Raw genomic sequence first — 26,097 nt, forward strand, 5'->3', positions numbered from 1 at the left:
GGCTCTGACCAACAAAGAGGCAGACGCACCGTCATCGCTCGACAAAGGCCTTTTCGATGACGAAGTGCCCGGGCACGCTGTGATTGCCCTCCACGAAGCCGCGCACCGTTAGCATGGCATGGAGTTCTTCGAGCATTGCGGGGCTGCCGCACAGCATCACGCGATCGGTCTCGCGATCGAGGCCGGGGAGTTCGAGATCGGAGAAAATCTCTCCAGAGGCAATCAGATCGGTGATGCGGCCGCGATTGCGGAACGGCTCGCGCGTCACCGTCGGATAATAGATCAGCTTGTCCCTGATCAGCGGACCGAAGAACTCATGCTCGCGCAGACCTTCGACGAGGTGCTCGCCATAGGCGAGTTCGGAGACCTGGCGGCAGCCATGGGCCAGCACGATGGTCTCATAGGATTCATAGACCTCCGGATCCTTGATCAGGCTCGCGAACGGCGCGAGCCCGGTGCCGGTCGATAGCAGCAGCAGCCGCTTGCCGGGAATCAGATTGCCGGTGATGAGCGTGCCGGTCGCCTTGCGTCCGACCAGAATAATGTCGCCTTCCCTGATCTTCTGCAGGCGCGAGGTGAGCGGGCCGTCCGGCACCTTGATCGAAAAGAACTCCAGCGCTGCCTCGTGGTTGGCGCTCGCCATGCTGTAGGCCCGCACCAGCGGGCGCCCGTCGATCTCAAGCCCGATCATCGCGAATTGGCCATTCTGAAAGCGAAAGCCGGGATCGCGGGTCGCGGTGAAGCTGAACAGGGAATCAGTCCAGTGCCTGACCGACAGAACTGTTTCCTTCTGAAAAGCACTCATCGTCCGTTTCTCCTTGGCTTCGCTGGTTCCAATTCGCGCGAACGTCTCGCGCGATGATTGTCGTTTCAGTGCGAAGCCGATTTGCGCGCAACCGCGCCGAAGGATTCCCGGTCGATTAGTTTCTAATTTTCCCGCAGGCTGCGAACCACAGCACCCAAGATGGCAATTAGTTGCTGTGCAGGGCGCAGCGGGGCGATTAGGATTCCGTGTGAGAGGGTTGGACATGACAGCCATTGCAACCGTCGCCTCAGCGGCGATCATCAGCGAAGTAAGTGCGGATCTTTCCGAACTTTCGATCGCGGATAGCGATGGACGAAGCCTGACATTGTCGGCGGAAGCACTGCGCGCGGCCTGCAAATGTGCGCATTGCACGCGCGCCCGCTTCGACGAGCGCTTCCCGCCAGGTTTCCCGGGCATCGCCATTACAGGCGTGAACGATCTCGGCTATGGGCTGAACATCTCCTTCTCCGACGGACACGACCGCGGCATCTATCCCAAAACTTACCTATTAGAACTCGCGCCCCGTTGAATCCGCTAAGATTTCCGGCAGCGCTCCAGACGACCGGCCTACCGCCATCTGGCATGAAGATTGCTGCTTCTCCGGTCAGGTTTAGAGCATCCGGAGACCGGCAATGTTGCTGCAGGCAGGGAATGCGACGCGCGGGACGCCGGCGAAGGTCGCAGGGCGCGCCAGTTCCTCCCTCCTGCTCACAGAGCACGACGAGGCAATCGGCGGTCCGCCTTCGCTGATCGACAAGCTTAACCCGCGCGAACGGGAGCTCGTGCTCAAGCAGGGCCGGCGCAAGGTGCTCAACCGCGGACAGACACTGTTCAGCCAGGGCGCACGGCACGATGGCATCTTCCTGATCGAGAGCGGCCGCATTCGCGTATTCTACACATCGCCGCAGGGGCGCGAGATCACCCTCGCCTATTGGCATCCCGGCAATTTCGTCGGCGGACCGGAAGTATTCGGCGGCGGCATCCATCAATGGTCCGGCGTCGCCTCGACCAATTGCAGCGTGGTGCAGCTGCCTGGAAAGCAGCTGCGAACGCTCGCCGCCGAGATCCCCAGTCTGGCAATCGGGTTGATTGACGGCCTGGCGTTCAAGGGCAAGTGCTATTCCGCGCTGGCGCAGATGCTGGGAACACGGTCGATCACGCAGCGGCTCGCGCATTTGCTCCTTCATCTCGTGGAGCTCTACGGCGTCGAGGACGCCGACGGCACCGTTATTGCCGCCGCCTTCACCCACGCAGACATCGCCCACATGGTCGGTGCGACCCGGCAATGGGTCACCATCAGCCTAAAGCGCATGCAGGAAAAGGGAATCGTGCAGACCAAACGCTCCCAGATCGTGGTCTGCCGGCCCGACCTATTGGAGGAGATGCGGGGTCATGCCGGCGATTAAGAGTCGATGCACATGCAAGCGCCTTTCCAGCGCGAAACTGCCCAAGGACTATGCAACGGGCTTTTCCCGGCAACTAATCGACTGCAGCAGCCAATCCGGGTTTGCCCTTCTTTAGACCTCCTCCAATCATGGCAACCGCAGCACATCCAACCGAACGAGGATGAGAATGGTCCGCCATCTTTCAATGCTTCAGGTCGCGATGTCGGTGACCTCGCTGACGCTGATGCTCGCGCATCCCGCGGCCGCTGAGACGGTCACGATCGGCATCGGCACGCAAGACACCACCACCAACACCGTCACCGCCGGCGTCGTGATACGGCAACTGAAACTGCTCGAGAATTACCTGCCGAAGGACGGCAAGTACGCCAACATCAAGTTCGAGTTCGAATGGCAGAACTTCACCTCCGGTCCGCCCGTCACCAACGCCATGATGGCGAACAAGCTGCAGATCGGCATGATGGGCGACTATCCGCTGATCGTGAACGGCTTCACCTTCCAGAATAATCCGGACAGCAAGAGCCGGCTGATCGCGGTCGCTGCCTACAGCATGGCCGGGTCCGGCAACGGCATCGTCGTTCACAAGGACTCGCCCTATTATGAGTTCGCGGATCTGAAGGGCAAGCTGGTCAGCGTGCCCTTCGGCTCGGCTGCGCACGGCATGGTGCTGAAGGCGCTGCAGGACCGTGGCTATCCGGCCGACTTCTTCCAGCTCGTCAGCCAGAGTCCCGAAGTCGGGTCGACCAACCTGCAGGAAAAGAAGATCGACGCGCATGCGGACTTTGTGCCGTTCGCCGAACTGTTGCCGTTCCGCGGCTTCGCACGGAAAATCTTCGACGGCGTCGAGACGGATTTTCCGACCTGGCACGGCGTCGTGGTGCGCACCGACTTCGCCGAGAAATATCCTGAAGTGGTCGTCGCCTATCTGAAGGCCCTCATGGCCGCAAATCGGTGGCTGCGCGAGAATCCGAAACTCGCAGCCGAGAAGATCCAGGAATGGACCGGTATCAACAAGGAAGTCGTCTACATTTTCCTTGGGCCGAGCGGCAACATGACGACCGATCCAACGATCAAGCCGGCGTTGATCGAGGCCGCCGAAACTGACGTCAAGGTGCTGCAGAAGCTGGGGCGCATGAAGGAATTCGAACCCAAGAAGTGGGTCGACGAGTCCTACATCCGGAAGGCCTTCGCCGAGATGAAGCTCGACTATGACGCGCAGCTTGCGAGCACCAAGAACTACGAGGTTACCGGCGACGACAAGTTCTGCAAGAAGCCGGTCACCGATCCGCGCAAGGCGGGCGAGGTCTGGGTCGAGGAAGACGGCATCCTTGCCTTCTCCAGCGCAAGCTGCACGCTTGGCGCCTACGCCGATTTCAAGAGCAGGGGCAAGAAGATCAATATGGCATATGTCTTCGACACCTCACGCGGCATCAAGCTGTTCGCCGACCAAGCCTTCTTCGCGGTTGGCGGCGGCGAAATCGCGCCGTTCCTCTTGAAGAAGGACGCCGAGGCCTATGCAGCGAAGATCAGCGGCAAGGTGCTCGGCTTCGAGGACGCGGTGAAATCGGCTGTCGGCGGGGGAAGGACGTGAGCGGTCCCGCCGTCCTGCGTCATCAAGAAGAACCCGTGTCGACGATCCCTGCGGCCAGCAATACAGAGGCAGCGCCGGTCGCGCCGGCGCATGGGCCGCCGTCGTTCGGCGCGCTCGCGCTGCGCTGGTACCGGGTCAACAAGCGGCGTCTGATGGCCACCCTGATCGGGGCGCTCTCGCTCCTCGCCTTCCTGATCGTCTGGCATCTGCTTACGAAGTATCGTGTCGTATTCTTCGTGCGCTTCACCAACGTTCCGTCGCCGCTAGCGGTGTATGAGAGCTTCACCAAGGCAAGCCACGACCCCAAGTTCATGATGCATATCCTGCTCAGCTGCAGGCGTATCTTCATTGGCTTCTCGCTGGCCGCTCTCATCGGCGTGCCGCTTGGCCTGGTGATGGGCCGCTTCAAGCTGATCCATCAGGTGGTCTTCCCGATCGCGGAAGTCTTGCGTCCCATTCCGGCAATTGCCTGGGTGCCGATGGCGATCATGCTGTGGCCGACCAACGAACAGAGCATCGTTTTCATCACCTTTCTCGGCTCGTTCTTCCCGATCCTGGTGAACACGCTGCACGGCATGTCACTGGTCGATCCCGTGCTGGTGCGTGCGGCGCAATGCCTCGGGGCGCGGGAACGCTCCATCTTCCGCGAAGTGTATTTCCCGGCTTCGCTGCCGCACATCTTCACGGGCCTGACGGTTGGCATGGGCGTCGCCTGGGTCTCGCTGATCGCCGCCGAGATGATCTCGGGTCAATACGGCATCGGGTACTTCACCTGGGAAGCCTATTCGCTGGTCCAATACGCCGACATCGCGCTCGGCATGATCGCGATCGGCATTCTGGGATTAGGATCGAGCGTCCTGATCCGCGGTGCGGGACAGCTCGTCATGCCGTGGAGGTCGAAATGAGCCAGATCGAGCTGCGCCCGCCAAAGGGCCACATCGAAGTCAGCGATTTCGCGCTCAGCTACGAGACGCTGGAGGGACCAGTCGAGGCCGTCAGCAACACCCGCATCAGCGTGCGTCCCGGTGAGTTCGTCTCGATCGTCGGCCCCTCCGGATGCGGAAAGTCCACGCTGCTTAATGCAGTCGCCGGCTTTTTAAAGCCGACCACAGGCACCGTGAAGGTCGATGATGAAGAGGTCAACGGGCCGAGCGCTGAACGCGGCATGGTGTTTCAGCAATATTCGCTGTTTCCCTGGAAAACGGTGCGCGAGAACGTCGAGTTCGGCCTGAAGATGCGTGGCATGCCGAGCTCGCAGCGCGAGCGCGCCGCACGCACGCTGCTCGGGCTTGCCGGTCTCGAGGCGTTCGAAAAGCATTATCCAGAGCGTCTCTCCGGCGGCATGAAGCAGCGCGTCGGCATCGTCCGCGCGCTGGCGACCGGGCCGAAGGTGCTGCTGCTGGATGAGCCGTTCGGAGCGCTCGATGCGCAAACCCGTGTCATCATGCAGCAGATCCTCACGAATCTCTGGCAGCGGCTGAAGATATCGGTGCTGTTCGTCACCCACGACATCGATGAGGCGATTTTCCTGTCCGACCGCGTCTACTGCATGACCGCGCGTCCCGGCTCGATCAAGGCCGAGATTCCCATTCCACTGGAACGGCCTCGACAACAATCAATGATGATGTCATCGGAATTTTTGGCGCTGCGCCGCGGGTTGATGTCCCTGATCAGGGAGGAAAGCCTGAAGGCCATGGGCGGCGAGATCAACGACTCCGCCATGCAGGGCCTGAGTATCGACCTGCACGGCCACTCGCTTGCGGAAATTCTCTGAATTGAACTCCGACATCGATCGCTCGGAGTTCAACGTTCCGCTTCGAAGCGCGCCCTCGGCGGCGGATTCTCCATCCTAGGCGCTTACCAGCTTGTTCGCCACTTTAGCGTGTGATCTAGCGCCTTCCGGCTTGATGCCGAGCGCCCGTCCGTGCCGGGTTGGGGCGGATGCTCTCAATCGAGAGGCGACCTTCCTCCGCCTTGACTGTCCCCGGCAACTCCGAAAACCTGTCCCCTGGAGGGGCTGATTTCGGTGCTCCGCTTCGGCGGGCATGAATCGATACGTCCTTCCAGAGGAGAATGGTTTCCGGAAGCGGTACGTCTATTGCTTCCGGGCAATGCGCGTGCGAGGGAGAAGGTACATCATGATCCGCATACTTCTTGACCGGCTCTACCTTTTCTCAGGCTATCTCGCCGGACTTTTCCTCATCACGATTTTCGTGCTGATGCTGCTGCTGTCGGGCGGCCGGCCGCTCGGCATCAATATTCCGGCAGGCGATGATTTCATCTCCTGGTGCATGGCGGCGACCGCTTTCCTCGGGCTCGCCCATACGTTCAAGCACGGCGAGATGATCCGCGTCGGCCTTTTGATCGACCGCCTCAACGACAACGTCCGCCATTATGTCGAGATCGTAGCGCTCCTCGTCGGCGTCGGCTTCATCGGCTTTTTCGCATGGCATGCCGCGATCATGACCTGGCAGTCGTGGAAATTTTCCGACATCTCGCAAGGCGTCATCGCGGTACCGCTGTGGATTCCGCAACTCGGCTACAGTAGCGGCCTCGCCATTCTCTTCATCGCCTTTGTCGATGAGCTGATCCATGTGCTGCGCGGCTTCGCGCCGCGCTACGAATTGCCGAAGCCGCAGACCGCCGAGGAAATCGTCGAACGCGCCATGCAGAGCGGGGTCTGACATGGAGCTTCTTTCCACCGCCGCCATCCTGCTTGGATTTCTCGCGCTGCTGCTCGGCGCCGGCGTCTGGATCGCCGTCGCCTTGATGGCGACCGGTTGGGCCGGCATGCAATTCGCCGGCGGCGGTATTCCCGCGGGCAGCGTGCTGGCGACAACAGTTTGGGGCAACAGCGCATCCTGGTCGCTTGCAGCATTGCCGCTCTTCATCTGGATGGGCGAGATTCTGTTCCGCACGCGCCTGTCGGAGGAAATGTTTCGCGGCTTTGCGCCCTGGCTGAACTGGCTGCCGGGCCGGCTCATGCATGTCAACGTGCTGGCCTGCGGCGTGTTTGGTTCGGTGTCGGGCTCCTCCGCCGCAACTTGCGCCACCGTCGCCAAGATCGCGCTGCCGGAATTGAAGAAGCGCGGCTATGACGAAGATCTGAGCCTTGGGTCCTTGGCCGGTGCGGGCACGCTCGGGATTCTCATCCCGCCGTCGATCACCATGGTGGTCTACGCCGTGCAGGCGAACGTCTCGATCATTCAGGTCTTCCTCGCCGGATTTCTGCCGGGCGTGTTGGTGATGGTGCTCTATTCCGGCTACATCGCGATCTGGTCGCTCGCCAATCCGAAGCGCACGCCGCCGGCCGAGCCGCCAATGAGCTTGCGCCAGCGCATCTCTGAATCGCTCAATCTCATTCCCTGCCTGCTGCTGATCATCTTCGTGTTCCTGTCGCTCCTGATGGGCTGGGCGACGGCGACCGAATGCGCGGCGTGGGGTGTATTGGGATCGCTTGCGATCGCGTGGTGGCAAGGCGCGCTGACCTGGGAGTCCTTCTGGGCGAGCGTGATGGGTGCGACAAGGGTCAATTGCATGATCCTCCTGATCCTGGCAGGCGCTTCCTACATGGGGACGTCGATGGCCTATACCGGCATCCCGATGGCGCTCGCGAGCTGGGTGAACAGCCTCCAGCTCAGTCCCTACGCGCTGATTGCCGCCCTGACCGTCATGTACGTCGTGCTTGGCACGGCGCTCGATGGCATTTCCATGATTGTGCTGACCACCGCCATCGTCATTCCGATGGTGAAGCAGGCCGGCTTCGATCTCGTCTGGTTCGGCATTTTCCTCGTGCTGGTGGTGGAGATGGCCGAGGTCTCGCCGCCCGTCGGCTTCAACCTGTTCGTTCTGCAGACCATGAGCGGCAAGGATTCCAACACGGTCGCCAAGGCGGCCCTGCCGTTCTTCTTTTTGCTCGTTCTCGCGGTTGCCATCATCACGGTTTTTCCTGATATCGTGATGATGCTGCCGCGGATTGCGTTCCCTGGCTAGAAAGAGGTGTCATCATGTTCAGGCTCATAAAGACATTCGCGATGGCCGCCTGCGTCGCGGCTTTCGCCCTACCCGCAATGGCGCAGACGAAATGGAATCTTCCGGCGGCCTATCCCGCGGACAATCCGCATTCGGTCAATCTGATCGCGTTTGCCAAGGACGTTGCGGACGCCACCGGCGGCAAGCTGCAGATCACCGTGCATCCCGCGGCATCCCTGTTCAAGGCGCCGGAAATCAAGCGCGCGGTCGCAACCGGTCAGGCGCAGGCAGGCGAAGTCCTGATCTCGCTGCACGAGAACGAAGATCCGATGTTCGGCATCGACGTCATCCCGTTCCTGTCGACAAGCTATCCGGCGGCTAAAAAACTGTGGCTCGCTTCGAAGCCCGCCATCGAGAAAAAACTCGCTTCGCAAGGTCTCCTGCTCCTGTTCGCAGTGCCGTGGGGTCCGCAGGGCATCTATGCCAAGAAAGATCTCAACACCATCGAAGACATGAAGGGCCTGAAATGGCGCGCCTATAATGTCGGTACCTCGCGCATCGCCGAGCTCGTCGGCGCGCAGCCGGTCACCATCCAGGCGGCGGAGCTGCCGCAGGCGCTGGCGACTGGCGTCGTGAACGCGTTCATGACCTCGGGCTCCACCGGCTATGACAGCAAGGCCTGGGAGACCATGACGCATTTCTATGACGCGCAGGCCTGGATTCCGAAGAACGTGACCTTCGTGAATAAGGCGGCTTTTGATGCCCTTGATAAGCCGACCCAGGAGGCGATCCTCAAGGCGGCAGCGGTCGCCGAAGAGCGCGGCTGGAAGCTCGCCGAAGAAAAGGCGAAGTGGTATCTCGAACAGCTTCAGGCCAACAAGATGAAGGTGCTGCCGCCACCTCCCGCGCTGAAGTCCGGCCTCGAGAAGATCGGTGAGCAGCTCACGGCCGATTGGCTCAAGAAAGCCGGCTCCGATGGTGAAGCCGTGATTGCCGCTTACAAGAAGTAGAACGATCGCTACCGTTCTGCAGGCCCGGCATTCGTTTGCCGGGCCTATTCTTTTGGTGAGAACGTTGGCTAGCGAACTTCCGGCAGCGCTATTTGCCGTTGCCTGACAAGTCGCCGTTGCCTGACAGGACCTGGGCCGCGCCGCCGATGCCGCGCCTGAAGGCCTCATCAAATGTCACGCCGCGAAGCTGCCAGCGATGGGTCCGGCCGGCCCAATCCATCTGCCACTGCGTGGCCCAGCCAAGCTGCCGGTCGTCCCAGACCAGTCGACCGGTCAGAACCGCCTCCGCATTCTGCTCGGCTGCGACAGGTGCAAGCGTGGACGACGGCGTCGCCCCGAGCGTCTCACCAGTGATGTTCGATTTCGCTAGCGCCGCCTCGCCGGGCAGCACGATGTGCATGCCGCGCTTGTCAGCCGCAGCGAGCAACGCGTCACGTTGCAGGTCAGACTGGGTTCCATCTGTCGTCACCATGTACTTCCTTGGGCCCTGCTCCATCGCGACAAACACCGCAAGCACCGGACGGTGCGAGAGCCAGGGCTTGAGGTCGAGTTTCTTGAGAATATCGTCGATCTTGCTTTGCTCGAAATCGACAGTTAGGTCATAGGGCCGGTCGCGGGTGCCCTGCTCGTCACGGATCGGCTTGCCCGCAAATTGATCGCGATAGCTGAATGCCGTGACAAAGCTCTTTGCATTCGACTTATAGGCGCCCAACCGACGGTCACCGGCGAGCTTCTGTGCACCGGATGCTTTGATGAGGACGTCTTCGAGGCAGGCGGCAAAGCCAGCCATGCGGTTCGCCTCGCCCTGACCGGTCACGGTGACCTTGGTACGATAGAGATCACCGCCCGCGGCGGCCATGGTACCACCGCACAGGGTCAGCACGGCTGCCACAAATATCCTAACGATCGCGCGGCCTGCGTCAGGGCATATCGAGACAGGCCGGCATCCCGTCACATGCAGATCAACCACAATCGACCTCCGCGACACTGCTTCAAGGTGCTCTTCTTCGAACATTCATTCGTTTTTTCCAAGACCGCCCCTTCGCGGCGCAACATGCAAAATGAGACTACCGGTCAAGTTGCGGCCGGCCAAGCTGCACGCGCCGCCCCAGTGATCGGCTAGCTTTCGTTCCGGCGGTCCCGAATGCATTTCCGGATGCACTTGCGCAACCGGAATCGACCGCATGCGATTTTGAAGCGACCTCGCAATCAAGGCCTGACGATACAAATCCAGCGACAGAAGAGCTGGCGATACAAGGGAGGGGTTCGATGTTGAGAAGCTGTGCGGGATTGGTCGCGCTGAGCACCCTGTTGCTTTCCGGCGCTGCCATAGCTCAAGAGAAAATCAGGGTCGGCGTCACCGCGACGCTCGAAGGCACCTATACGGTGCTCGGCGAAGATGGAATCCGCGGCCACCAGACCGCGATCAATACGCTCGGCAAGAAGGTCGGCGACAAGGAAATCGAATTCATCGTCGCCTCCACGGATGCCACGCCCGACTCCGCTGTTCGCGCCGTCCGCAAGCTGATCGAACAGGACAAGGTCCAGATCCTGCTTTCACCTTTGTCCGGTGACGAAGGCATCGCGGTCAAGAATTTTGCCAAGACGCGTCCGGAACTGACCTTTGTGAACGCCGCTTCCGGCGCGCAGGAAACGACATATGTCGACCCGGCGCCGAATTTCTTCCGCTACAACATGGACGGCGCCCAGTGGCAGGTCGGCCTCGGCAAATACGCTTACGAAACCAAAGGTTATCGGAAGATCGCGACGGTAGGCGAAGACTATTCGTTCATCTACACCCAGGTGTTCGGACTAGTGCTGGAGTTCTGCGGCGCCGGTGGACAGGTCACCAATCGGCAATGGGTGCCGCTCGGCACGAAGGACTTTGCGTCCGTCATTGCCGCCCTGCCTGACGATGTCGACGCGATCTATCTCGGCCTTGGCGGCGCCGATGCCGTCAACTTCCTGAACCAGTATCAACAGGCCGGCGGCAAGGCCCACCTCATGGGCGGCTCGATCATGGTCGACCAGACCATCCTCTCCGCCAAGGGTAGCGCCAAGAATGCGCTGCTCGGCACCATCGCGGCGAGCGGCCAGGCCGATACCTGGGAGGATCCAGGCTGGCAGAAGTTCGTGAAGGCCTATCAGGACGCCTTCCCGCCAAACAAGCGGTTCCCGAGCCCATCGCTGCTCGCCACCAACTACTACAACTCGACGAGTGCGCTGATCCTCGCGCTGCGTCAGGTCAACGGCGATCTCAGCAACAATCAGGCAAAACTCAAGGAAGCCCTCGCCAAGCTCGAGCTCGACGCGCCCAACGGCAAGATCAAGCTCGACTCCAACCGTCAGGCGATCGGAACCAATTTCGTCACCGAAGTGGTCGATGACGGCAAGGGCGCGCTGTTCAGCAAGGTCGTGAAGGTCATCCCGAACGTGAACCAGACCCTAGGCTATGACCCGGCGGTGTTCTCCAAGATCGGCCTGCCGAGCCGGACGGTTCCGGAGTGCAAGAAGTACTGAGTTCTTCGCATCTGCGAACGGGCCCCGGTCATGCCGGGGCCCGGGCACGACCGGGCAGGATGTGATCCACCCTTGCATTCTCGCGACGGATGTTGAACGCTCATTGAAAAGACAAGAACATCCCGCGGGAGGGAAGGCATGAGCAAGGCTCTCGCCGTCTTCCACGGCCGGTTCGGTCGCGCGACGGTCTATCAGTTGAACCGCCCCTTCAACATGCATGCGCATCGCGAAGGGCATCTGATTTTCCATGTCGGTGGAACCCCAGCCCGCATTGATGTATGCGACGAGCGGTGGCTGCTTGCAGAAGATTCCATTGTTGCCATCAACCCCTGGGAACCACACAACTTTGTGCCGACTGACGTCGAGAACGGAGCGATCTTCTTCGTCCTTTACGTCAACGCCGAATGGTTCGCTCCCGATGCAGCGCGGGCCCACAGCCTGCGGTTCGGCCGCACCTGCTTCAAGCGCACGGTTCCGCTCGACAGGCATATCCGGCGGACCGCGGCGCTTGTGTGCGGCGCACCTTCGCTGAGCAGCCTCGATTGTGAACTCAGGCAGTTGATCGACGGTTGCTATGAGGAAAGCTGGCAGAGATCCGAGCCGGTGCAGGAAATGCGCAACCCCACCGCGATCACCGACTTTCGTGTCCGCAAATCGATCAAGCTGATGTCCGAAAGTCCTGGCGCGGAGATCGAACTGGATTCGATCGCACGGGAGGCCGGCCTGTCGCGTCCGCATTTCTACCGCCTGTTCCGCACCCAGACCGGTGTCACGCCGAACCTCTATCTCAACACACTCATCATGGAACAGGCATTGGACGCGCTGGTTGCGACCGACGTGCCGATCGCCGATATCGGCTTCGATCTCGGCTTCTCCTCCCAGAGCGGTTTCACCCGTTTCTTCGCCGCCAATGTCGGGATGGCGCCGACGGAATACCGCCGCGCCGCCAAAGTCTTGCGGCCGTAAGCGCGCCTGGCGCGAAAAGATACTGACAATCAAGTGCAAGGCCCGCGGCGCCGTTAGGATGCCCTAAAACGCGAGCCGAAACGGCCGCGGCGTCTGGGAGGACGGTATGGCGACGGCCGGGCTATTGCCGTGACAAGGTTTATCGAACGCCATCCGGCTTGGGCGCTGATCGCGCTCGTCGCGGTCGCGCTATTGTTGTGGCTGATCCTCGCTGTCTGGCCGCCCGGCCTCGAAGAGGCGATCGGCAGGAAGCGGGTGTTTCTCAACGCCGTCCTCAACGGCATCACGCTCGGCAGCCTCTACTTCCTGGTGGCCAGCGGCTTCACCCTGATCTTCGGCCTAATGCGCAACGTCAACCTCGCGCATGGCTCCCTCTATCTGTTCGGCGGCTATATCGGCTACGCCATCAGCGCCTGGACCGGCTCCTGGATCCTCGGCTTCATCATCGCGTTCATCGCGGTAGCGCTGGTCGGTATCGCCCTGCAAATCATCGTCTTTCGCCGCATGGAGGGCGAGGATTTGCGCCAGACCATGGTCACGATCGGGCTGTCGATCGTATTTGCGGACCTGATGCTGTGGGCCTTCGGCGGCGATTTCTATCAGATCCAGACCCCGAGTTGGCTGGTCGGTCCGATCGAATTGCCGCTGGTCACCGCGGTCAAATCGTCGGGTGAAGCGGTCTATCTGCGCTATCCGCTGGTGCGGCTCGTGATCTTCGTCGCCGCCGTCGTCATCGGCATCGTGATGTGGCTGGCGCTCAACCGCACCCGCGTCGGGATGATGGTACGGGCCGGCGTCGATGATCGCGACATGCTCGCCGCGACCGGCGTGCCGATCCAACTCGTCTTCGTAGCCGTATTCGCGCTCGGCGCCGGACTTGCCGGCATCGCGGGCGTCGTCGGCGGAACCTTTCAGTCGCTTTCCCCTGGCGAAGACACCCGCTTTCTGCTCGCTTCTCTCGTCGTCGTCATCGTCGGCGGCATGGGATCGATTCCAGGTGCGGCGCTGGGAGCCGTTATCATCGGCCTCGCCGAGCAGCTCGGCTCCGTCTACATCCCGACCTATGCGATCGTGGTGACCTTCCTCATCATGGTGCTGGTGCTGGCGCTGCGGCCGCAAGGCCTTCTAGCGAGGCGCTGACATGTCCCTTGTCCAGAGCGCCCCTGAGACCACCCAGCCCGCCGCAGCGCCGCGCGCGACGCTATTGGCATGGCCTGAATTCAACAAGCCGGCGGTCTGGCTGGTGGCAGTGATTCTCCTGATCATGCCGTTCATCGCTAGCGGCTTCTTCCTGATCGAGATCTTTGCCACGACATTGATCCTTGGGACCATCGCGCTCAGCCTGATGTTCCTTGCGGGCTACGGCGGCATGGTGAGCCTGATGCAGCTCACCATCGCCGGCTTTGCCGCTTACATGGTTGCGGTGTTCGGGATGAGCGCCAACACCAATATCAGCCTCGGTTGGCCGTGGTGGCTCGCAACGCCGATGGCGCTGGTGCTCGCGACCATCTTCGGCACGCTCGGCGGCACACTCGCGGTGCGCACCGAAGGCATCTACACCATCATGATCACGCTCGCGATCGGCGCGGCCTTCTACTATTTCACCAATCAGAACTGGGCGATCTTCGGCGGCCACACCGGCATCAACACCATCGCCACGCCGAAATTCTGGGGCGTCGATTGGCGCGCCGACGTCCCCTATTATTACGTCACGCTGGGCGTCGCCGCGTTTTGCTATTTCGCCGTTCAATATGTCTCGCGCGCCCCGTTCGGCCTCGCGCTGCAGGGCGTGCGCGACAATCCGCGCCGCATGGCGGCGCTCGGCTTCAACGTCAATGCGCACCGCGTTGCAGCCTACGCCTTCGCATCCTTTATCGCCGCGCTCGGCGGCGTCCTGCAGGTCTGGAACTATCGGCAGATCTCGCCGGGTTCGGTCAGCGTCGGCGCCTGCATCGATATCCTGATCATTGCTGTCGTCGGCGGTATCACCCGTCCCATTGGGCCTTACATCGGCGCCTTCATCTTCGTCATCCTGCGCACCTTCGCGCTCGATCTCCTGGTCAAGTTGGGGCTCGACGGCAATCGCTTCCGCCTTCTGATCGGGCTCGGATTCCTCGCGATCGTGTTCTGGTCGTCGGATGGCGTGATCGGGCTGTGGGAGCGCTGGCGACGCCGCGCCACCACTCCAGACAAGCGCGCGGTCGGAGGCCATGGCCATGGATAGCGCCGCGCCACGCTTTTCAGCCGTCGGGGCAGGCGCCGCGCTGGAGCTGCGCGGCGTGACGCGGCTGTTTGGCGCGCTCGCGGCGCTCACCGACGTCACCATCACCGTTCGTCCGGGGGAACGCCGCGCCGTGCTCGGCTCCAACGGCGCCGGCAAGACCACGCTGTTCAATTGCGTGACCGGTGACTTTCCGCCATCCTCAGGCACTATCCGCTTCTTCGGCGAGGACATTACCCACTTTCCGCCCTATGAACGGATCAGGCGCGGCCTGCGCCGCACCTACCAGATTTCGGCGCTGTTTCCCGGCCTCACGGTGCGGGACAATGTCTATCTCGCCTGCCGCGGCGTCTCCCGTGGAAGGTATTCTTTCTTGCGCCCGGGTACGAACGACGCCCTCATGAGCGCGGCCGAAACGCTGATCCAGGCCGTGCATCTGACGGCTGTCAAGGAGCAGCGGGTCGCCGAGCTCGCACATGGCCAGCAACGGCAGCTCGAGATCGCACTCGCGCTTGCCGGCGCGCCGCGTTTCATTCTGTTCGACGAACCGGCCGCGGGCCTCTCCCCCACCGAGCGGCGCGAGCTGATCGAAATCCTGACCTCGCTGCCCGCCCACATCGGCTACATCATCATCGAGCACGATATGGATGTCGCGCTGCGCGTCGTCGAAAGCGTCACCATGATGCACAACGGCCGCGTCTTCAAGGAAGGCCTGCCGCACGAGATCGAAGCCGACCCCGAGGTGCAGGAACTCTATCTGGGGGCCGGCCATGAGTGATATCCGCCGCTCCGCTCCGGCCCTCGAAGTGAGGGGTCTCGACGTCTATTACGGCCATTCCCATGCGCTGCAGGGCGTCGATCTGACCCTCGATTCAGGCGTGTTCTCGGTGGTCGGCCGCAACGGCATGGGCAAGACCACGCTGTGCAAGACCATCATGGGCCTGTTGCGGGCAAGTGGCGGTTCGGTTCGGGTACGAGGCGAGGACATCACCCGCCTTAGCCCGGCACGGATCGCGCAAGCCGGCGTCGGCTATGTTCCGCAGGGGCGCCGTCTCTGGCGCTCGCTCAGTGTCGACGAGCATTTGCGCTTGGCCGCCGGAATGCGCCGCGGCCCCTGGACCATCGATCGCATCTACGAGACGTTTCCCCGCCTTGCCGAACGCAAGGACCATGGCGGAGGCCAGCTCTCGGGCGGCGAACAGCAAATGCTGGCGATCTCGCGCGCGCTTCTGACCAATCCGCATCTGCTCATCATGGACGAGCCGACCGAAGGGCTTGCGCCTGTCATCGTCGCCCAGGTCGAGGAAATGCTCGTAAGCCTCGGCGAAGACGGCGACATGTCCGTGCTCGTGATCGAGCAGAATATCGGCGTTGCCACCGCGATCTCGAAGAACGTCGCGATCATGGTCAATGGCCGCGTCAACCGCATCATCGATTCCGCACGCCTCGCCGCCGACCGGGAATTGCAACAACGTCTGCTGGGTGTTGGAGTCGTTGGCGTCCACGCCGAGCCGGAAACGGATATCGAACCTGCCGATGCGAGCGCCGAGGCCAAGGCACGTCCCGCGCCGCCCCGCGCCCCGGGCACGGCGCCTGTCCGGATCTATGTCTCTAATCCGACGCTGCCGACGCGCTGGTCGCAGCCGGCGCCGATTGCCCGCATCGAGGCCGCCGCGCGCACGCTTTCGGCAGGCGTGACGCGCATCGAAGACGCTGCCCGGCAAAGGCGCCAGCCCGGCACTCTCCTGCACAGCACATCCGGACCGCCAGTCGTTCTCGTCGTCGGCACGCTCGACACCAAGGCGGAGGAGCTGCGCTTCATTCGCGACGTAATCGCCGGACACGGCTTGCGGACGCGCCTCGTCGACGTCTCCACCAGCGGCAAGCTTTCCACCTGCGACGTCTCCGCCCAGGAAATCGCGCTCAACCACGGGCGCGGCGGATCGAGCGTGTTCAGCTCCGACCGCGGCGCATCGGTGACGGCGATGGCGGATGCCTTCGCGAACTGGCTGCGACGTCAGGGCAATGTCGCAGGGATCATTTCGGCGGGTGGTTCCGGCGGCGCCTCGCTGGTCGCACCCGCCATGCGTGCCCTGCCCGTCGGCGTGCCGAAGCTCATCATCTCCTCGGTCGCGTCAGGCGATGTCGGCCCCTATGTCGGGCCTGCCGATATCACGATGATGTATTCGGTGACGGACGTGCAGGGCCTCAACTCGATCTCGCGCGCCGTGCTCGCCAATGGCGCCAACGCCATCGCCGGCATGGTGAAGGCGCGTCTCGAAAATCAAAGCGCGGCCGAGCGTAGCGCCCCGGCCGGATTGCCCGCGGTCGGCATCACCATGTTCGGCGTGACGACGCCCGCCGTGCAGAAGATCGCGGCCGACCTGCGCAACGATTTCGAATGTCTCGTCTTCCATGCCACCGGCGTCGGCGGCCGCTCGATGGAAAAGCTGGTCGACTCCGGAATGCTCGCTGCCGTGATCGACCTCACGACGACAGAAGTCTGCGACTTTCTGATGGGCGGCGTATTCCCCGCCACTGATGATCGCTTTGGCGCCGTCATCCGCAGCCGCGTGCCCTTCATCGGCTCGGTCGGCGCGCTCGACATGGTCAATTTCGGCGCGCCGGACACCATCCCCGAGCGCTACCGCCAGCGCAAATTCCACGTTCACAATCCGCAGGTGACCTTGATGCGCACCACGCCGGAGGAGAACGACCGCATCGGGCGCTGGATCGGCGACAAGCTCAACCGGATGGACGGACCGGTGCGCTTCTTCCTGCCGGAAGGCGGCGTTTCCGCGCTCGATGCGCCGGGGCAGCCGTTCTGGGATCCGGAAGCCGACGCGGCGCTGTTCACCGCGCTGGAACGCAGCGTGCGCCAGACCGGCAACCGCCAGCTCATCCGCATCAAGCGCCACATCAACGATCCCGAATTTGCATCCGCCATCGTCGCCGCGCTCCGTCCCCTGGTCGGACGCCCGGGGACCCGTCGGAGAGTTGCGAGGTGACCATGGCGAAATTCGAACGCTCGGCGATTCTGAAAAAGTTCCGCAATATGGTCGCCAGGGGCGAGCCGATCGTCGGCGGCGGCGCCGGCACGGGCCTATCCGCCAAATGCGAGGAGGCCGGCGGTGTCGACCTGATCGTGATCTACAATTCCGGCCGCTACCGCATGGCCGGCCGCGGCTCCCTCGCCGGCCTGATGCCCTATGGCGATGCCAATGCGATCGTGGTGGAGATGGCCGGCGAAGTGCTGCCAGTCGTCACGAAGACGCCGGTGCTCGCCGGCGTCAACGGCACCGATCCATTCCGCGACATGGACCGCTTCCTGGACGAACTGAAAGCGCTGGGCTTTGCGGGCGTGCAGAACTTCCCGACTGTCGGGCTGATCGACGGCATCTTCCGCGCCAATCTCGAAGAAACCGGCATGTCCTATGCGCTGGAGATCGACATGATCGCCAAGGCGCATGAGAAGGACATGCTGACGACGCCCTATGTGTTCAGCGAAAGCCAGGCAACCGCTATGGCAATCGCCGGCGCAGATATCATCGTCTGCCATCTCGGCCTGACCACCGGCGGCGCGATCGGCGCGCATACTGCGCCCAAGCTCGAAGACTGTCCGGAACAGATCGATACCTGGGCATCGGCGGCGCTCAGCGTCAATCCGGACATCCTCGTGCTGGCCCATGGCGGTCCGATCGCCGAGCCAGACGATGCCGATTTCATCATGAAGCACACGCGCAAGTGCCACGGCTTCTATGGCGCCTCCTCGATGGAGCGCCTGCCGGTGGAGCGGGCGCTGACCGAACAGGTTCGCAAATTCAAGGCGATCGGCGCGCGATAACGCCGAGACCAAAGGGAGGAGAAGATGTCGGGGACTCTGGTTGGCGAATTGATTCTCTGGCTGATTGTCGCGGTCGTCGTGATCGCCATCGTCGTCTACATCGTGAACTGGCTCTACCACCGTTCGTCGAAGGAAGTGTCCTTCGTCCGCACCGGTCTCTTGGGCGAGCGTGTCGTGATCAACGGCGGCGCCTTCGTGCTGCCGTTCATCCACGACTACACGCCCGTCAACATGAACGTGCTGCCGATGGGGATCGTGCGGTCGCAGCATGACGCCGTCATCACCCGAGACCGCATGCGCGTCGACATCGAGGCCGATTTTTACGTGCGCGTGCAGCCGACCCGCGAGGCTGTTGCGATCGCCGCCGCCACCCTCGGACGGCGCACGCTCGAACCGGGGCAGCTACACGCCCTGCTCTCCGGCAAGTTCGTCTCCGCGATACGGTCAGTGGCCGCCGAAATGACCATGGAGCAGATGCACGAGCAACGCGGCGAATATGTCGCCCGCGTCAAGGCCGCCGCCGCCGAGGCGCTGGCCCAGAACGGGCTTGAGCTCGAATCCGTCGCCATCACCGATCTCGACCAGACTGACCTCGAATATTTCAATCCATCGAACCGGTTCGACGCCGAGGGCCTGACCCGGCTGATGGAGGACATCGAGGCCAAGCGCAAGCTGCGCAACGACATCGAACAGGATTCGATGATCAAGATCCGCACCCGCAATCTCGATGCCGAGCGCCAGGCGCTCGAGATCGAGCGCGAGAGCGAGACTGCTCGCCTCGAACAGGAACGCGACATTGAGATGCGCCGGGCGCTGCAGCGCACCGAGGTGGCGCGCGAACGCGCATTGCGCGAGACCGAGGCCGAACAGGCGCAGATCGCCGCCCGCGAAGCCATCGAGAAGGCGAGGATCGCCAACGAGCTTGCCATCGCCGAAGCCCGCATCGCTTCCGAGCGCGAGACGCGGCACCGCGAGATCGAGCGGACGCGTGCGGTGGAGGAAAAGGAATTGCTGGCGCGCGAGGAGATCGAGAAGGCCAAGATCGCCAATCAGCGCGCGGTCGATACCGCCCGCATCGCCTCCGAGCGCGAAGTGCGGCAGCGCGATATCGAGCGCACACGATCGGTCGAGGAAGCCGAGATCTTGGCGCGTGAAGCGGTCGAGAAGGCACGCATCCAGCAGGATCGCGTCATCACGGACGCGCGGATTGCCAACGAGGAGGAAACCCGCCGTCGCGAGATCGAACGGACGCGTGCAGTCGAGGAGGCAGAAATCGCGGCACGCGAGGCGACCGAAAAGGCCCGCATCGCCCAGACCACGATCGTCAATGTCGAACGCATCGCCTCCGACGAGCGCACCCGCGCGCTGGAGATCGCGCAGGTTCGCACCATCCAGGAAGCGGAGATCGAGGCCCAGAAGGCCGTGGAAGCGGCGCGGATCGCCCGCGAACGGACGCTGGCCGCCGAGCGCATCAGCGCCGAGCACGCCACGCGCAAGCTCGAAATCGATCGTAACCAGGCGCTGGAAGTCGCGGGCATCGCCGCGCGCGAGGCAACGGAAGCCTCCCGCATCGCGCAGGAAGAGCGCGTCCGCTCGCTCGAAATCGCGCGCAACCGCGCCATCGAAGAGGCCGATATCGCCTCGCGCGAAGCGATCGAAGCGGCCCGCATCGCCCAGGAGAAAGTCGTCGCCGCACAGCGCATCCGGGCCGAGAAGGAAACCAGAGGGCTCGAGATCGAGCGCACCGAAGCCATCGAGGCCGCCGAGCTCAAGCGGCGCGACGCGATCGAGCGTCGGCGTGTCGAGGTCGAGCTGGCCCTTGAAGCCGAGCGCATCGCCTCCTCCAGGACTCGCGAAGTGCTCAATATCGACCAGAAGAAGGCCGTCGAGATCGCCGACGAGGAGCGCGTGATCGCGCTCGCCGCCAAGCGCTCCGAACGGATCGATGCCGATCGTCAGGTCAAGCAGGCCGAGATCAACGCGCGCAAGGAAGTCGAGACCACCGACGTCTCGCGCGAACAAGCGCTGGAGGCCGCGCGGCTTGCTCGCCGGCGTGCGATCGAGCAACTCGAAGTCGCCCGCGTCCAGGCGTTGCAGGAGGCCGAGATCGCCTCCCGCGAGGAAGTCGAGCGGGCGCGCATTGCCTCCGACCGCGGCCTCGACGAGGCGCGCATCGGCCGCGAGCGCGATCTGCGCAAGCTCGAGGTCAACCGCGAAAGGGACGTCGAGACGGCGCTGATGGAGAAGGCAATCGCGCTCTATCAGAAATCGCTGGAAGAATCCGCGGCCAAGGTGGCGGCCGAGGATGCGCGGGTGCGCGCGACCGAGGCGGCCGAGCGCGTCGTCACGGCCCGCGACAGTGAGATCGCGAGGCGCCAGAAGACCATCGAGGTGCTGCTGGCGGAGAAGCGAGCCGAGGAGACAAGGATCACCGCCGAGGCCGAGCGCGTGCGCGCCGCCGTCGAGGCCGAGGCGCAGCGGCTGCTCAACGAAGCAGAGAACGTGCTCACCGATCAGGCGCGCTACTCGCTGTTCCGCCGCAAGCTGCTCGACCGTATCGAGGGCATCGTGCGCGAGAGCGTCAAGCCGATGGAGAAGATCGAGGGCATCCGCATCCTTCAGGTGGACGGCCTCAATGGCAATGGCGGTGGCAACGGAGCCGGCGGCCGCAGCGCCACGGACGAGGTGATCGACTCGGCACTGCGTTATCGGGTGCAGGCGCCGCTGATCGACTCGATACTTTCCGACATCGGCGTCGAGGGCGGCAGCCTCGCCAAGATGCCCGGCCTCATTCGCGAGGCGCGCGACATGCAGGGCATCAGGGATTCCACGCGCAAGGGCGGCGGCCCGGCCAAGCCCGACACGCCGCCATCTCCGGCCCCCGGCGAGCCCAGCGGCGAACGCGGACCACGCAAGAAAGGGTGAGAGCACGCCATGGCCCGCGTCTACGTCTCCACCGTCGTCAACGCCCGCAACGACCGCGTTTGGGCGCGCGTGCGCGACTTCAACGGCCTGCCGAACTGGCACCCGGCGATCGCGGAGAGCCGCATCGAGGGCGGCGAGCCCGCCGACAAGATCGGCTGCGTGCGCGACTTTCGCCTGCGCAACGGCGACCGCATCCGCGAAAAACTGCTCGGGCTCTCCGACTACGACATGTTCTGCACCTACTCGATTCTTGAGTCGCCGATGGGGGTGGAGAACTACGTCGCGACGTTGCGGCTGACGCCGGTGACCGACGGTGACCAGACTTTCCTGGAATGGACCGCCGAGTTCGACTGCGCGCCCGAGCGCGAGAACGAGCTCGTCAACAATATCGGCTCTGGCGTGTTTCAGGGCGGATTCGACGCGCTCAAGCGCGCCTTCGGAGGCTAGCGTGCCGCATATCGTCAAAAGCACGATCCTCGACGCGCCGACCGGCGTGGTCTGGAACGTGCTGCGCGATTTCAATGGCCATGACCGCTGGCATCCGGCGGTGGCGACCAGCACGATCGAGCGCGCGCAGGCCTCCGACAAGATCGGCTGCGTACGCAGGTTCAAGCTGCAGGACGGCTCCGAGTTGCGCGAGCAATTGCTGGCGCTGTCCGACCTCGAACAGACCTTCAGCTATTGCCTGCTCGATACGCCGATCCCGATGTTCAACTATGTCGCCCATGTCCGCCTGCTGCCGGTCACCGACGGCGACCGCACCTTCTGGCATTGGGAGTCCAGGTTCACGACGCGGCCCGCGGATGCCGAACGGCTGACGCAGATGGTCGCCGAACAAATCTATCAAGCCGGTTTCGACGCCATTCGCCGGCACCTGAAGGAGGCCGCATGAAAGCGGAGGCGACCCCATGCCCGTCACGGTGAAGACATTCGCAAGCTCCGGCGAGGCGGCGTCGGCATTGTCGTCCGACCGCAGCGCGCGCTATCTTGGCGGCGGAACGCTGGTGATGCGCGCCCTCAACGAAGGCGACGTTTCGATCTCGACCGTCGTACGCGCGACCGACCGGGCCTTGATGCGGATCGATATATCGAGTTCCCGCATCACGATCGGGGCCGGCGTCACCTTCGCCAAAATCCTGGCAGAACGCGAGCTTGCGTTTCTGCACGCACCGGCACGTTCGATCGGCGGCCCCGCGGTGCGCAACATGGGCACCGTTGGCGGCAATCTGTTCGCGCCCAATCCTTATGGCGACTTCACCGTGGTGCTGCTGGCGCTCGATGCGACCGTATCCGTGCAGGGCGGCCTCGGCGCCCGCGACATGGGAATCGAAGAGTTCCTGCAATCCCGAGAGCGGCAGAGCGGCGCGCTGGTGCTGGCCGTCTCCTGCCAGCGCCCCGCAAGCGCCGATGCCTTCCGCTATCGCAAGATCGCCCGCATCAAGCCGAAGGGCGGCTCGGTGATCACGCTCGCCGCGCATCTGCCGGTTAGCGGCGGCCGTGTCTCGGGCGCGCGCATCGCACTCGGCTCGATGGCCGCGACGCAGATTCGCGCAAGAGCCGCCGAACGCGCGCTGGAAGGACGTGTGCTCGACGACGCCGCGATCAGCGCCGCCGCCGCGGTGGCTGCCGAAGGCGTATCGCCCACAGACAACGCGCTCGGCAGCGCCTGGTATCGCCGCGAGATCGTCGGCGTTCATCTTCGCCGCCTGCTGTCCGGCCTGGAGTAAGCATCAATGACCAAGACCCCGCTCCAGTTTCGTCACAACGGCCGTGATGTTGCCCTGTTCGTTGATGGCGGCGTCAATCTGCTAGTCGCACTCCGCGAACTGATCGGCGACATGACGCCGAAGTTCGGCTGCGGCCAGGGCGGCTGCGGCGCCTGCAGCGTGCTGATCGACGGCGAACTGCATCTCTCCTGCCTGACGCTGGCGGAAACCGTGAACGGCCGCAGCGTCGAGACGCTCGACGGGCTGAAGGAAGGCCCCAACCTGCATCCGCTGCAGCGCGCCTTTATGGAGCAATTCGCGGCGCAGTGCGGCTACTGCACGCCGGGCATGCTGATGGCGGCCAAGGCCCTGCTCGACCGCAACCCCTCGCCGACCCGCGCCGAGGTCGTCGAAGCCATCTCGGGCAACATCTGCCGCTGCACCGGTTACGAGCCGATCATCAACGCCATCCTCGCCGCCGCCTCCGGCGGACGGGCCCGCGCCTGAGGACACTGCCATGCTGGAACTGCGCAAGGACATCTTCGCCGACGAGCGCGACGATAACCTCAAGGAGATCGGAAAGGGCACCCAGCGCCAGGACATGCTCGGCCATGTCACGGGCACCTCGACCTATTTCGACGATCACAAGCTGCAGGGCATGCTGCATCTCAAGGTGCTGCGCAGCCCACACGCCCATGCGCGCCTGCGCCGTATTGATACGATGGAAGCAGAACGTTCGCCCGGCGTACGGCGCATCATTCGCGGGGCCGACGTGCCACGAAATCTCAATACGCTGCTCAGCCTGATCAATTTCGGCAAGGACGACGAGCCGTCGCTCGCCGTCGACAAGGTGCGCTACAAGGGTGAACCGATCGTCGCCATCGTCGCCGATAGCCCGCGGGAAGCTTTTGAGGCGATGGCGAAAGTGCGCGTCGACTACGAACCGCTGCCTGCGGTGTTCGATGTCGAGGAAGCGATCAAACCGGGCGCGCCCGTCGTCAACGAGGTCTACCCCAAGAACACCTTCATCTATCACGACGTCTACGATCACCAGAAGCTGCGCTTTGGTGACGTGGAGCGCGGTTTCGCCGAGGCCGACCATGTCCTCGAACAGCGCTACCAGATGTCGCCGATCGAGCACGCGCCGACCGAAACCAACGGCTCGATCGCGGCCCCCGACACCAACGGCCGCTACGTCGTCTACACCTCGACGCAGGCGCTGTTCTTCTCGCTCGACACCTGCGCCAAAATTCTCGATGTCCCGTCCAACACCTTCCATTTCATCGGCGGCACGGTCGGCGGCGGTTTTGGCGGCAAGGTCGATACGCTGACCGAGCCGCTCGCGATTCTCGGCGCGATGCTGACCGGACGTCCGGTGCGCTATCAGCTCGGGCGCGAGGAGGAGATGCAATTCGGCTCGCCGCGCGGGGCGGAACGCATTTATATCAAGGACGGCGTGATGCGCGACGGGCGCATCGTCGCCCGCAAGATCCGAGCCTATTTCGACAGCGGCGCCTATACACGGCTTTCAAGCTACGCCGTCGTCAAATGCGTGGCCCACCTGCCCGGCCCCTACACGATTCCGAACGTCCATGGCGACGTCTATTGCGTCTTCACCAACCGGACGCCGGCAACCGCCATGCGCGGCTTCGGCGTCACGGCGATGGATTTTGCGCTCGAATGCCAGATGGACAAACTCGCCCATCTGGTCGGGATCGATCCGATGGAGTTCCGCATCCTCAATGCCTATCGCGACGGCGACATGAAGGCACACCGGCGCGAGGCCAAGAACACCGCACTAATCGAATGCGTCCAGGTCGCCGCCGAAAAAGCCAAATGGCCGCTTCGCGAGGAGATGAAGCGCATGTCCTCGCGCAAGGATGGCGGTGGCAGCCGCGCGGCGATACCCGCAACGCCGCTCGAAGCCGTAGCGCAACGCGCCGCGGTGTCGCAGCAGCGTACCACCTATGATCGCGCGCAGCCAGCGACGATTCAGCAACCGCCACCGCTTACGCCGACGCCGCCTCCTCCGCGACCGCCGGCTCCGTCGCCATCGCATGGCGCAACCCGCTTCTCATCCGTCTTCGGCACCAGGAGGCGCTGACCATGGCCAAACATCGCGGACGCGGCATCGCCTCGATCAACTACCCCATCGGCATGAATCTCGGCGGCGATCCCAGCCAGGCACTGGTTCATTCCAACCCCAGCGGCAAGTTCACGGTCTCGATGTCCTCGATCGATCTCGGCCAGGGCATGAAGTCGGTGACGCGGCAGATCTGCGCGGAGACGCTCGGCGTGCCGGTCGAAGACGTCTATGTCGACACCGCCGACTCCGACACCGGGCCGCATTGCATGGGCTCGTTTGCCTCGCGCGGCACGCACCGCGTCGGCAATGCGGTGATGGCGGCGGCCAGGGAGGCGCGCGGCGTCATGATGGAAGCCGCCGCCGAAGAGCTGGAGGTCAACGCCGCTGACTTAGAGACCGACGGGCGCGGCAACATTCACGTCAAAGGCGCGCCGCACCGCTCGATCTCGACCAAGGATGTCGCCATCGCCGCGCAGTTCAAGCAGGGCAAGACGATCTCGGGACGCGGCATCTTTCTGGTGCCGCTTTCCGAGGTCAATCCCGAGACCGGCGAGATGTCGCCGGCTACCTGTTACGCGCATGCCTGCCTCGTCGCCGAAGTTGAGGTCGATGACGAGACCGGCGAAGTCGCGATGGTGCGCATGGACAGCGCGTATGAGCTCGGCCGCGCGCTCAATCCACGGCTGGTGGAGCAGCAGCTCGTCGGCGGCGCGTGGATGGGTATCAGTCACGCGTTGTTTGAAACGCCCGAGCCTTACTATCCAAATCCGGCGCACGGCCCACGCGACTTCGTCGAATATCTGATGCCCGGCCCCGGCGACATCTGCCCCCATGATATCGCGGTGCTGGAACGCCCTGCCGCCGACGGGCCGTTCGGTGCCAAGGGCCCCGGCGAAATGTGCGCCAACCCGGTGCTTCCTGCCGTCGCCAACGCGATCTTCAATGCCGTCGGCGTGCGGATGGATGAACTGCCGATCACCCCGGAAAAAGTCCTACGGGCGATCAAGGCGCAGGGCGGCGCGCGGCCGCAGGCGCGGCGCTGAGGTCT

24 protein-coding genes are annotated in these 26,097 nt (G+C 63.4%); 22 read left to right on the forward strand and 2 right to left on the reverse strand.

What is annotated here, in order from left to right; translation table 11 throughout:
• Positions 1-31 precede the first annotated feature (31 nt).
• Positions 32-805 carry a ferredoxin--NADP reductase gene (locus J6524_RS32000; protein WP_225677881.1) on the reverse strand — a complete coding sequence of 258 codons (774 nt, stop codon included), beginning with the start codon at positions 803-805 and terminating at the stop codon, positions 32-34.
• Positions 806-1,028: 223 nt separating this feature from the next.
• Between J6524_RS32000 and J6524_RS32005 the strand changes: the two genes are divergently transcribed.
• From J6524_RS32005 to J6524_RS32040, 8 genes are all read left to right on the forward strand, one after another.
• Positions 1,029-1,334 (forward strand): DUF971 domain-containing protein, encoded by a 306-nt coding sequence (locus J6524_RS32005; protein WP_225677882.1) that lies wholly within the window; start codon positions 1,029-1,031, stop codon positions 1,332-1,334.
• A 103-nt stretch (positions 1,335-1,437) separates the two neighbouring features.
• The gene (locus tag J6524_RS32010; RefSeq protein ID WP_225677883.1) at positions 1,438-2,211 is read left to right on the forward strand and encodes a Crp/Fnr family transcriptional regulator; all 774 of its coding nucleotides are present in this window, start codon (positions 1,438-1,440) and stop codon (positions 2,209-2,211) included.
• 166 nt (positions 2,212-2,377) lie between these two features.
• On the forward strand, positions 2,378-3,799 hold the full coding sequence (locus J6524_RS32015; RefSeq protein WP_225677884.1) for an ABC transporter substrate-binding protein: 1,422 nt from the start codon (positions 2,378-2,380) through the stop codon (positions 3,797-3,799).
• Complete coding sequence (locus J6524_RS32020) at positions 3,796-4,704, forward strand: ABC transporter permease (RefSeq protein WP_376712105.1); 909 nt, start codon at positions 3,796-3,798, stop codon at positions 4,702-4,704. Before J6524_RS32015 ends, J6524_RS32020 begins: the two co-directional genes overlap by 4 nt.
• Positions 4,701-5,573, forward strand: coding sequence for an ABC transporter ATP-binding protein (locus J6524_RS32025; RefSeq protein ID WP_225677885.1), 873 nt, complete (start codon positions 4,701-4,703; stop codon positions 5,571-5,573). The genes J6524_RS32020 and J6524_RS32025 overlap by 4 nt, the downstream gene beginning before the upstream one ends.
• Before the next feature lie 364 nt (positions 5,574-5,937).
• A complete protein-coding gene (locus J6524_RS32030) occupies positions 5,938-6,483 on the forward strand; it encodes a TRAP transporter small permease (protein ID WP_225677886.1) in 546 nt (181 codons plus the stop codon).
• 1 nt (position 6,484) lies between these two features.
• Entirely contained in the window at positions 6,485-7,792 is a 1,308-nt protein-coding gene (locus J6524_RS32035) for a TRAP transporter large permease (protein ID WP_225677887.1), read from the forward strand.
• A gap of 14 nt (positions 7,793-7,806) precedes the next feature.
• A complete protein-coding gene (locus tag J6524_RS32040) occupies positions 7,807-8,781 on the forward strand; it encodes a TRAP transporter substrate-binding protein (protein ID WP_249789720.1) in 975 nt (324 codons plus the stop codon).
• Positions 8,782-8,869: 88 nt separating this feature from the next.
• Here the strand turns inward: J6524_RS32040 and J6524_RS32045 are convergent, their stop codons facing one another.
• Positions 8,870-9,673: a DUF2066 domain-containing protein gene (locus J6524_RS32045; protein ID WP_225677888.1), complete on the reverse strand. Its 804-nt coding sequence runs from the start codon at positions 9,671-9,673 to the stop codon at positions 8,870-8,872.
• A gap of 377 nt (positions 9,674-10,050) precedes the next feature.
• On the opposite strand from J6524_RS32045, the gene J6524_RS32050 reads away from it, so the two are divergent.
• The 14 genes from J6524_RS32050 to J6524_RS32115 all read left to right on the forward strand — a co-directional run bounded on the left by J6524_RS32050 (position 10,051) and on the right by J6524_RS32115 (position 26,092).
• Positions 10,051-11,301 carry an ABC transporter substrate-binding protein gene (locus J6524_RS32050; RefSeq protein WP_225677889.1) on the forward strand — a complete coding sequence of 417 codons (1,251 nt, stop codon included), beginning with the start codon at positions 10,051-10,053 and terminating at the stop codon, positions 11,299-11,301.
• 138 nt (positions 11,302-11,439) lie between these two features.
• Entirely contained in the window at positions 11,440-12,267 is an 828-nt protein-coding gene (locus J6524_RS32055) for an AraC family transcriptional regulator (RefSeq protein WP_225677890.1), read from the forward strand.
• 129 nt (positions 12,268-12,396) lie between these two features.
• Positions 12,397-13,407 (forward strand): branched-chain amino acid ABC transporter permease, encoded by a 1,011-nt coding sequence (locus J6524_RS32060; protein WP_225677891.1) that lies wholly within the window; start codon positions 12,397-12,399, stop codon positions 13,405-13,407.
• Position 13,408: 1 nt separating this feature from the next.
• The gene (locus J6524_RS32065) at positions 13,409-14,491 is read left to right on the forward strand and encodes a branched-chain amino acid ABC transporter permease (RefSeq protein WP_225677892.1); all 1,083 of its coding nucleotides are present in this window, start codon (positions 13,409-13,411) and stop codon (positions 14,489-14,491) included.
• Positions 14,484-15,266, forward strand: coding sequence for an ABC transporter ATP-binding protein (locus J6524_RS32070; protein WP_225677893.1), 783 nt, complete (start codon positions 14,484-14,486; stop codon positions 15,264-15,266). Before J6524_RS32065 ends, J6524_RS32070 begins: the two co-directional genes overlap by 8 nt.
• On the forward strand, positions 15,259-17,496 hold the full coding sequence (locus J6524_RS32075) for an ABC transporter permease (RefSeq protein ID WP_225677894.1): 2,238 nt from the start codon (positions 15,259-15,261) through the stop codon (positions 17,494-17,496). The genes J6524_RS32070 and J6524_RS32075 overlap by 8 nt, the downstream gene beginning before the upstream one ends.
• Positions 17,497-17,498: 2 nt before the next feature.
• Positions 17,499-18,332, forward strand: a complete 834-nt coding sequence (locus tag J6524_RS32080) for a phosphoenolpyruvate hydrolase family protein (protein ID WP_225677895.1) — start codon at positions 17,499-17,501, stop codon at positions 18,330-18,332.
• Between the two features lie 24 nt (positions 18,333-18,356).
• Entirely contained in the window at positions 18,357-21,257 is a 2,901-nt protein-coding gene (locus J6524_RS32085) for a flotillin family protein (RefSeq protein ID WP_225677896.1), read from the forward strand.
• A 9-nt stretch (positions 21,258-21,266) separates the two neighbouring features.
• Positions 21,267-21,704, forward strand: a complete 438-nt coding sequence (locus tag J6524_RS32090; RefSeq protein WP_225677897.1) for an SRPBCC family protein — start codon at positions 21,267-21,269, stop codon at positions 21,702-21,704.
• Between the two features lies 1 nt (position 21,705).
• Positions 21,706-22,149 carry an SRPBCC family protein gene (locus tag J6524_RS32095; RefSeq protein ID WP_225677898.1) on the forward strand — a complete coding sequence of 148 codons (444 nt, stop codon included), beginning with the start codon at positions 21,706-21,708 and terminating at the stop codon, positions 22,147-22,149.
• A gap of 16 nt (positions 22,150-22,165) precedes the next feature.
• Positions 22,166-22,984: an FAD binding domain-containing protein gene (locus J6524_RS32100; protein WP_225677899.1), complete on the forward strand. Its 819-nt coding sequence runs from the start codon at positions 22,166-22,168 to the stop codon at positions 22,982-22,984.
• A gap of 6 nt (positions 22,985-22,990) precedes the next feature.
• Positions 22,991-23,470, forward strand: coding sequence for a (2Fe-2S)-binding protein (locus tag J6524_RS32105; protein ID WP_225677900.1), 480 nt, complete (start codon positions 22,991-22,993; stop codon positions 23,468-23,470).
• 10 nt (positions 23,471-23,480) lie between these two features.
• Positions 23,481-25,067, forward strand: coding sequence for a xanthine dehydrogenase family protein molybdopterin-binding subunit (locus J6524_RS32110; protein WP_225677901.1), 1,587 nt, complete (start codon positions 23,481-23,483; stop codon positions 25,065-25,067).
• 2 nt (positions 25,068-25,069) lie between these two features.
• Entirely contained in the window at positions 25,070-26,092 is a 1,023-nt protein-coding gene (locus tag J6524_RS32115; RefSeq protein WP_225677902.1) for a xanthine dehydrogenase family protein molybdopterin-binding subunit, read from the forward strand.
• Positions 26,093-26,097: the final 5 nt, after the last annotated feature.

Source organism: Bradyrhizobium hereditatis (assembly GCF_020329435.1).
GTDB lineage: Bacteria > Pseudomonadota > Alphaproteobacteria > Rhizobiales > Xanthobacteraceae > Bradyrhizobium > Bradyrhizobium hereditatis.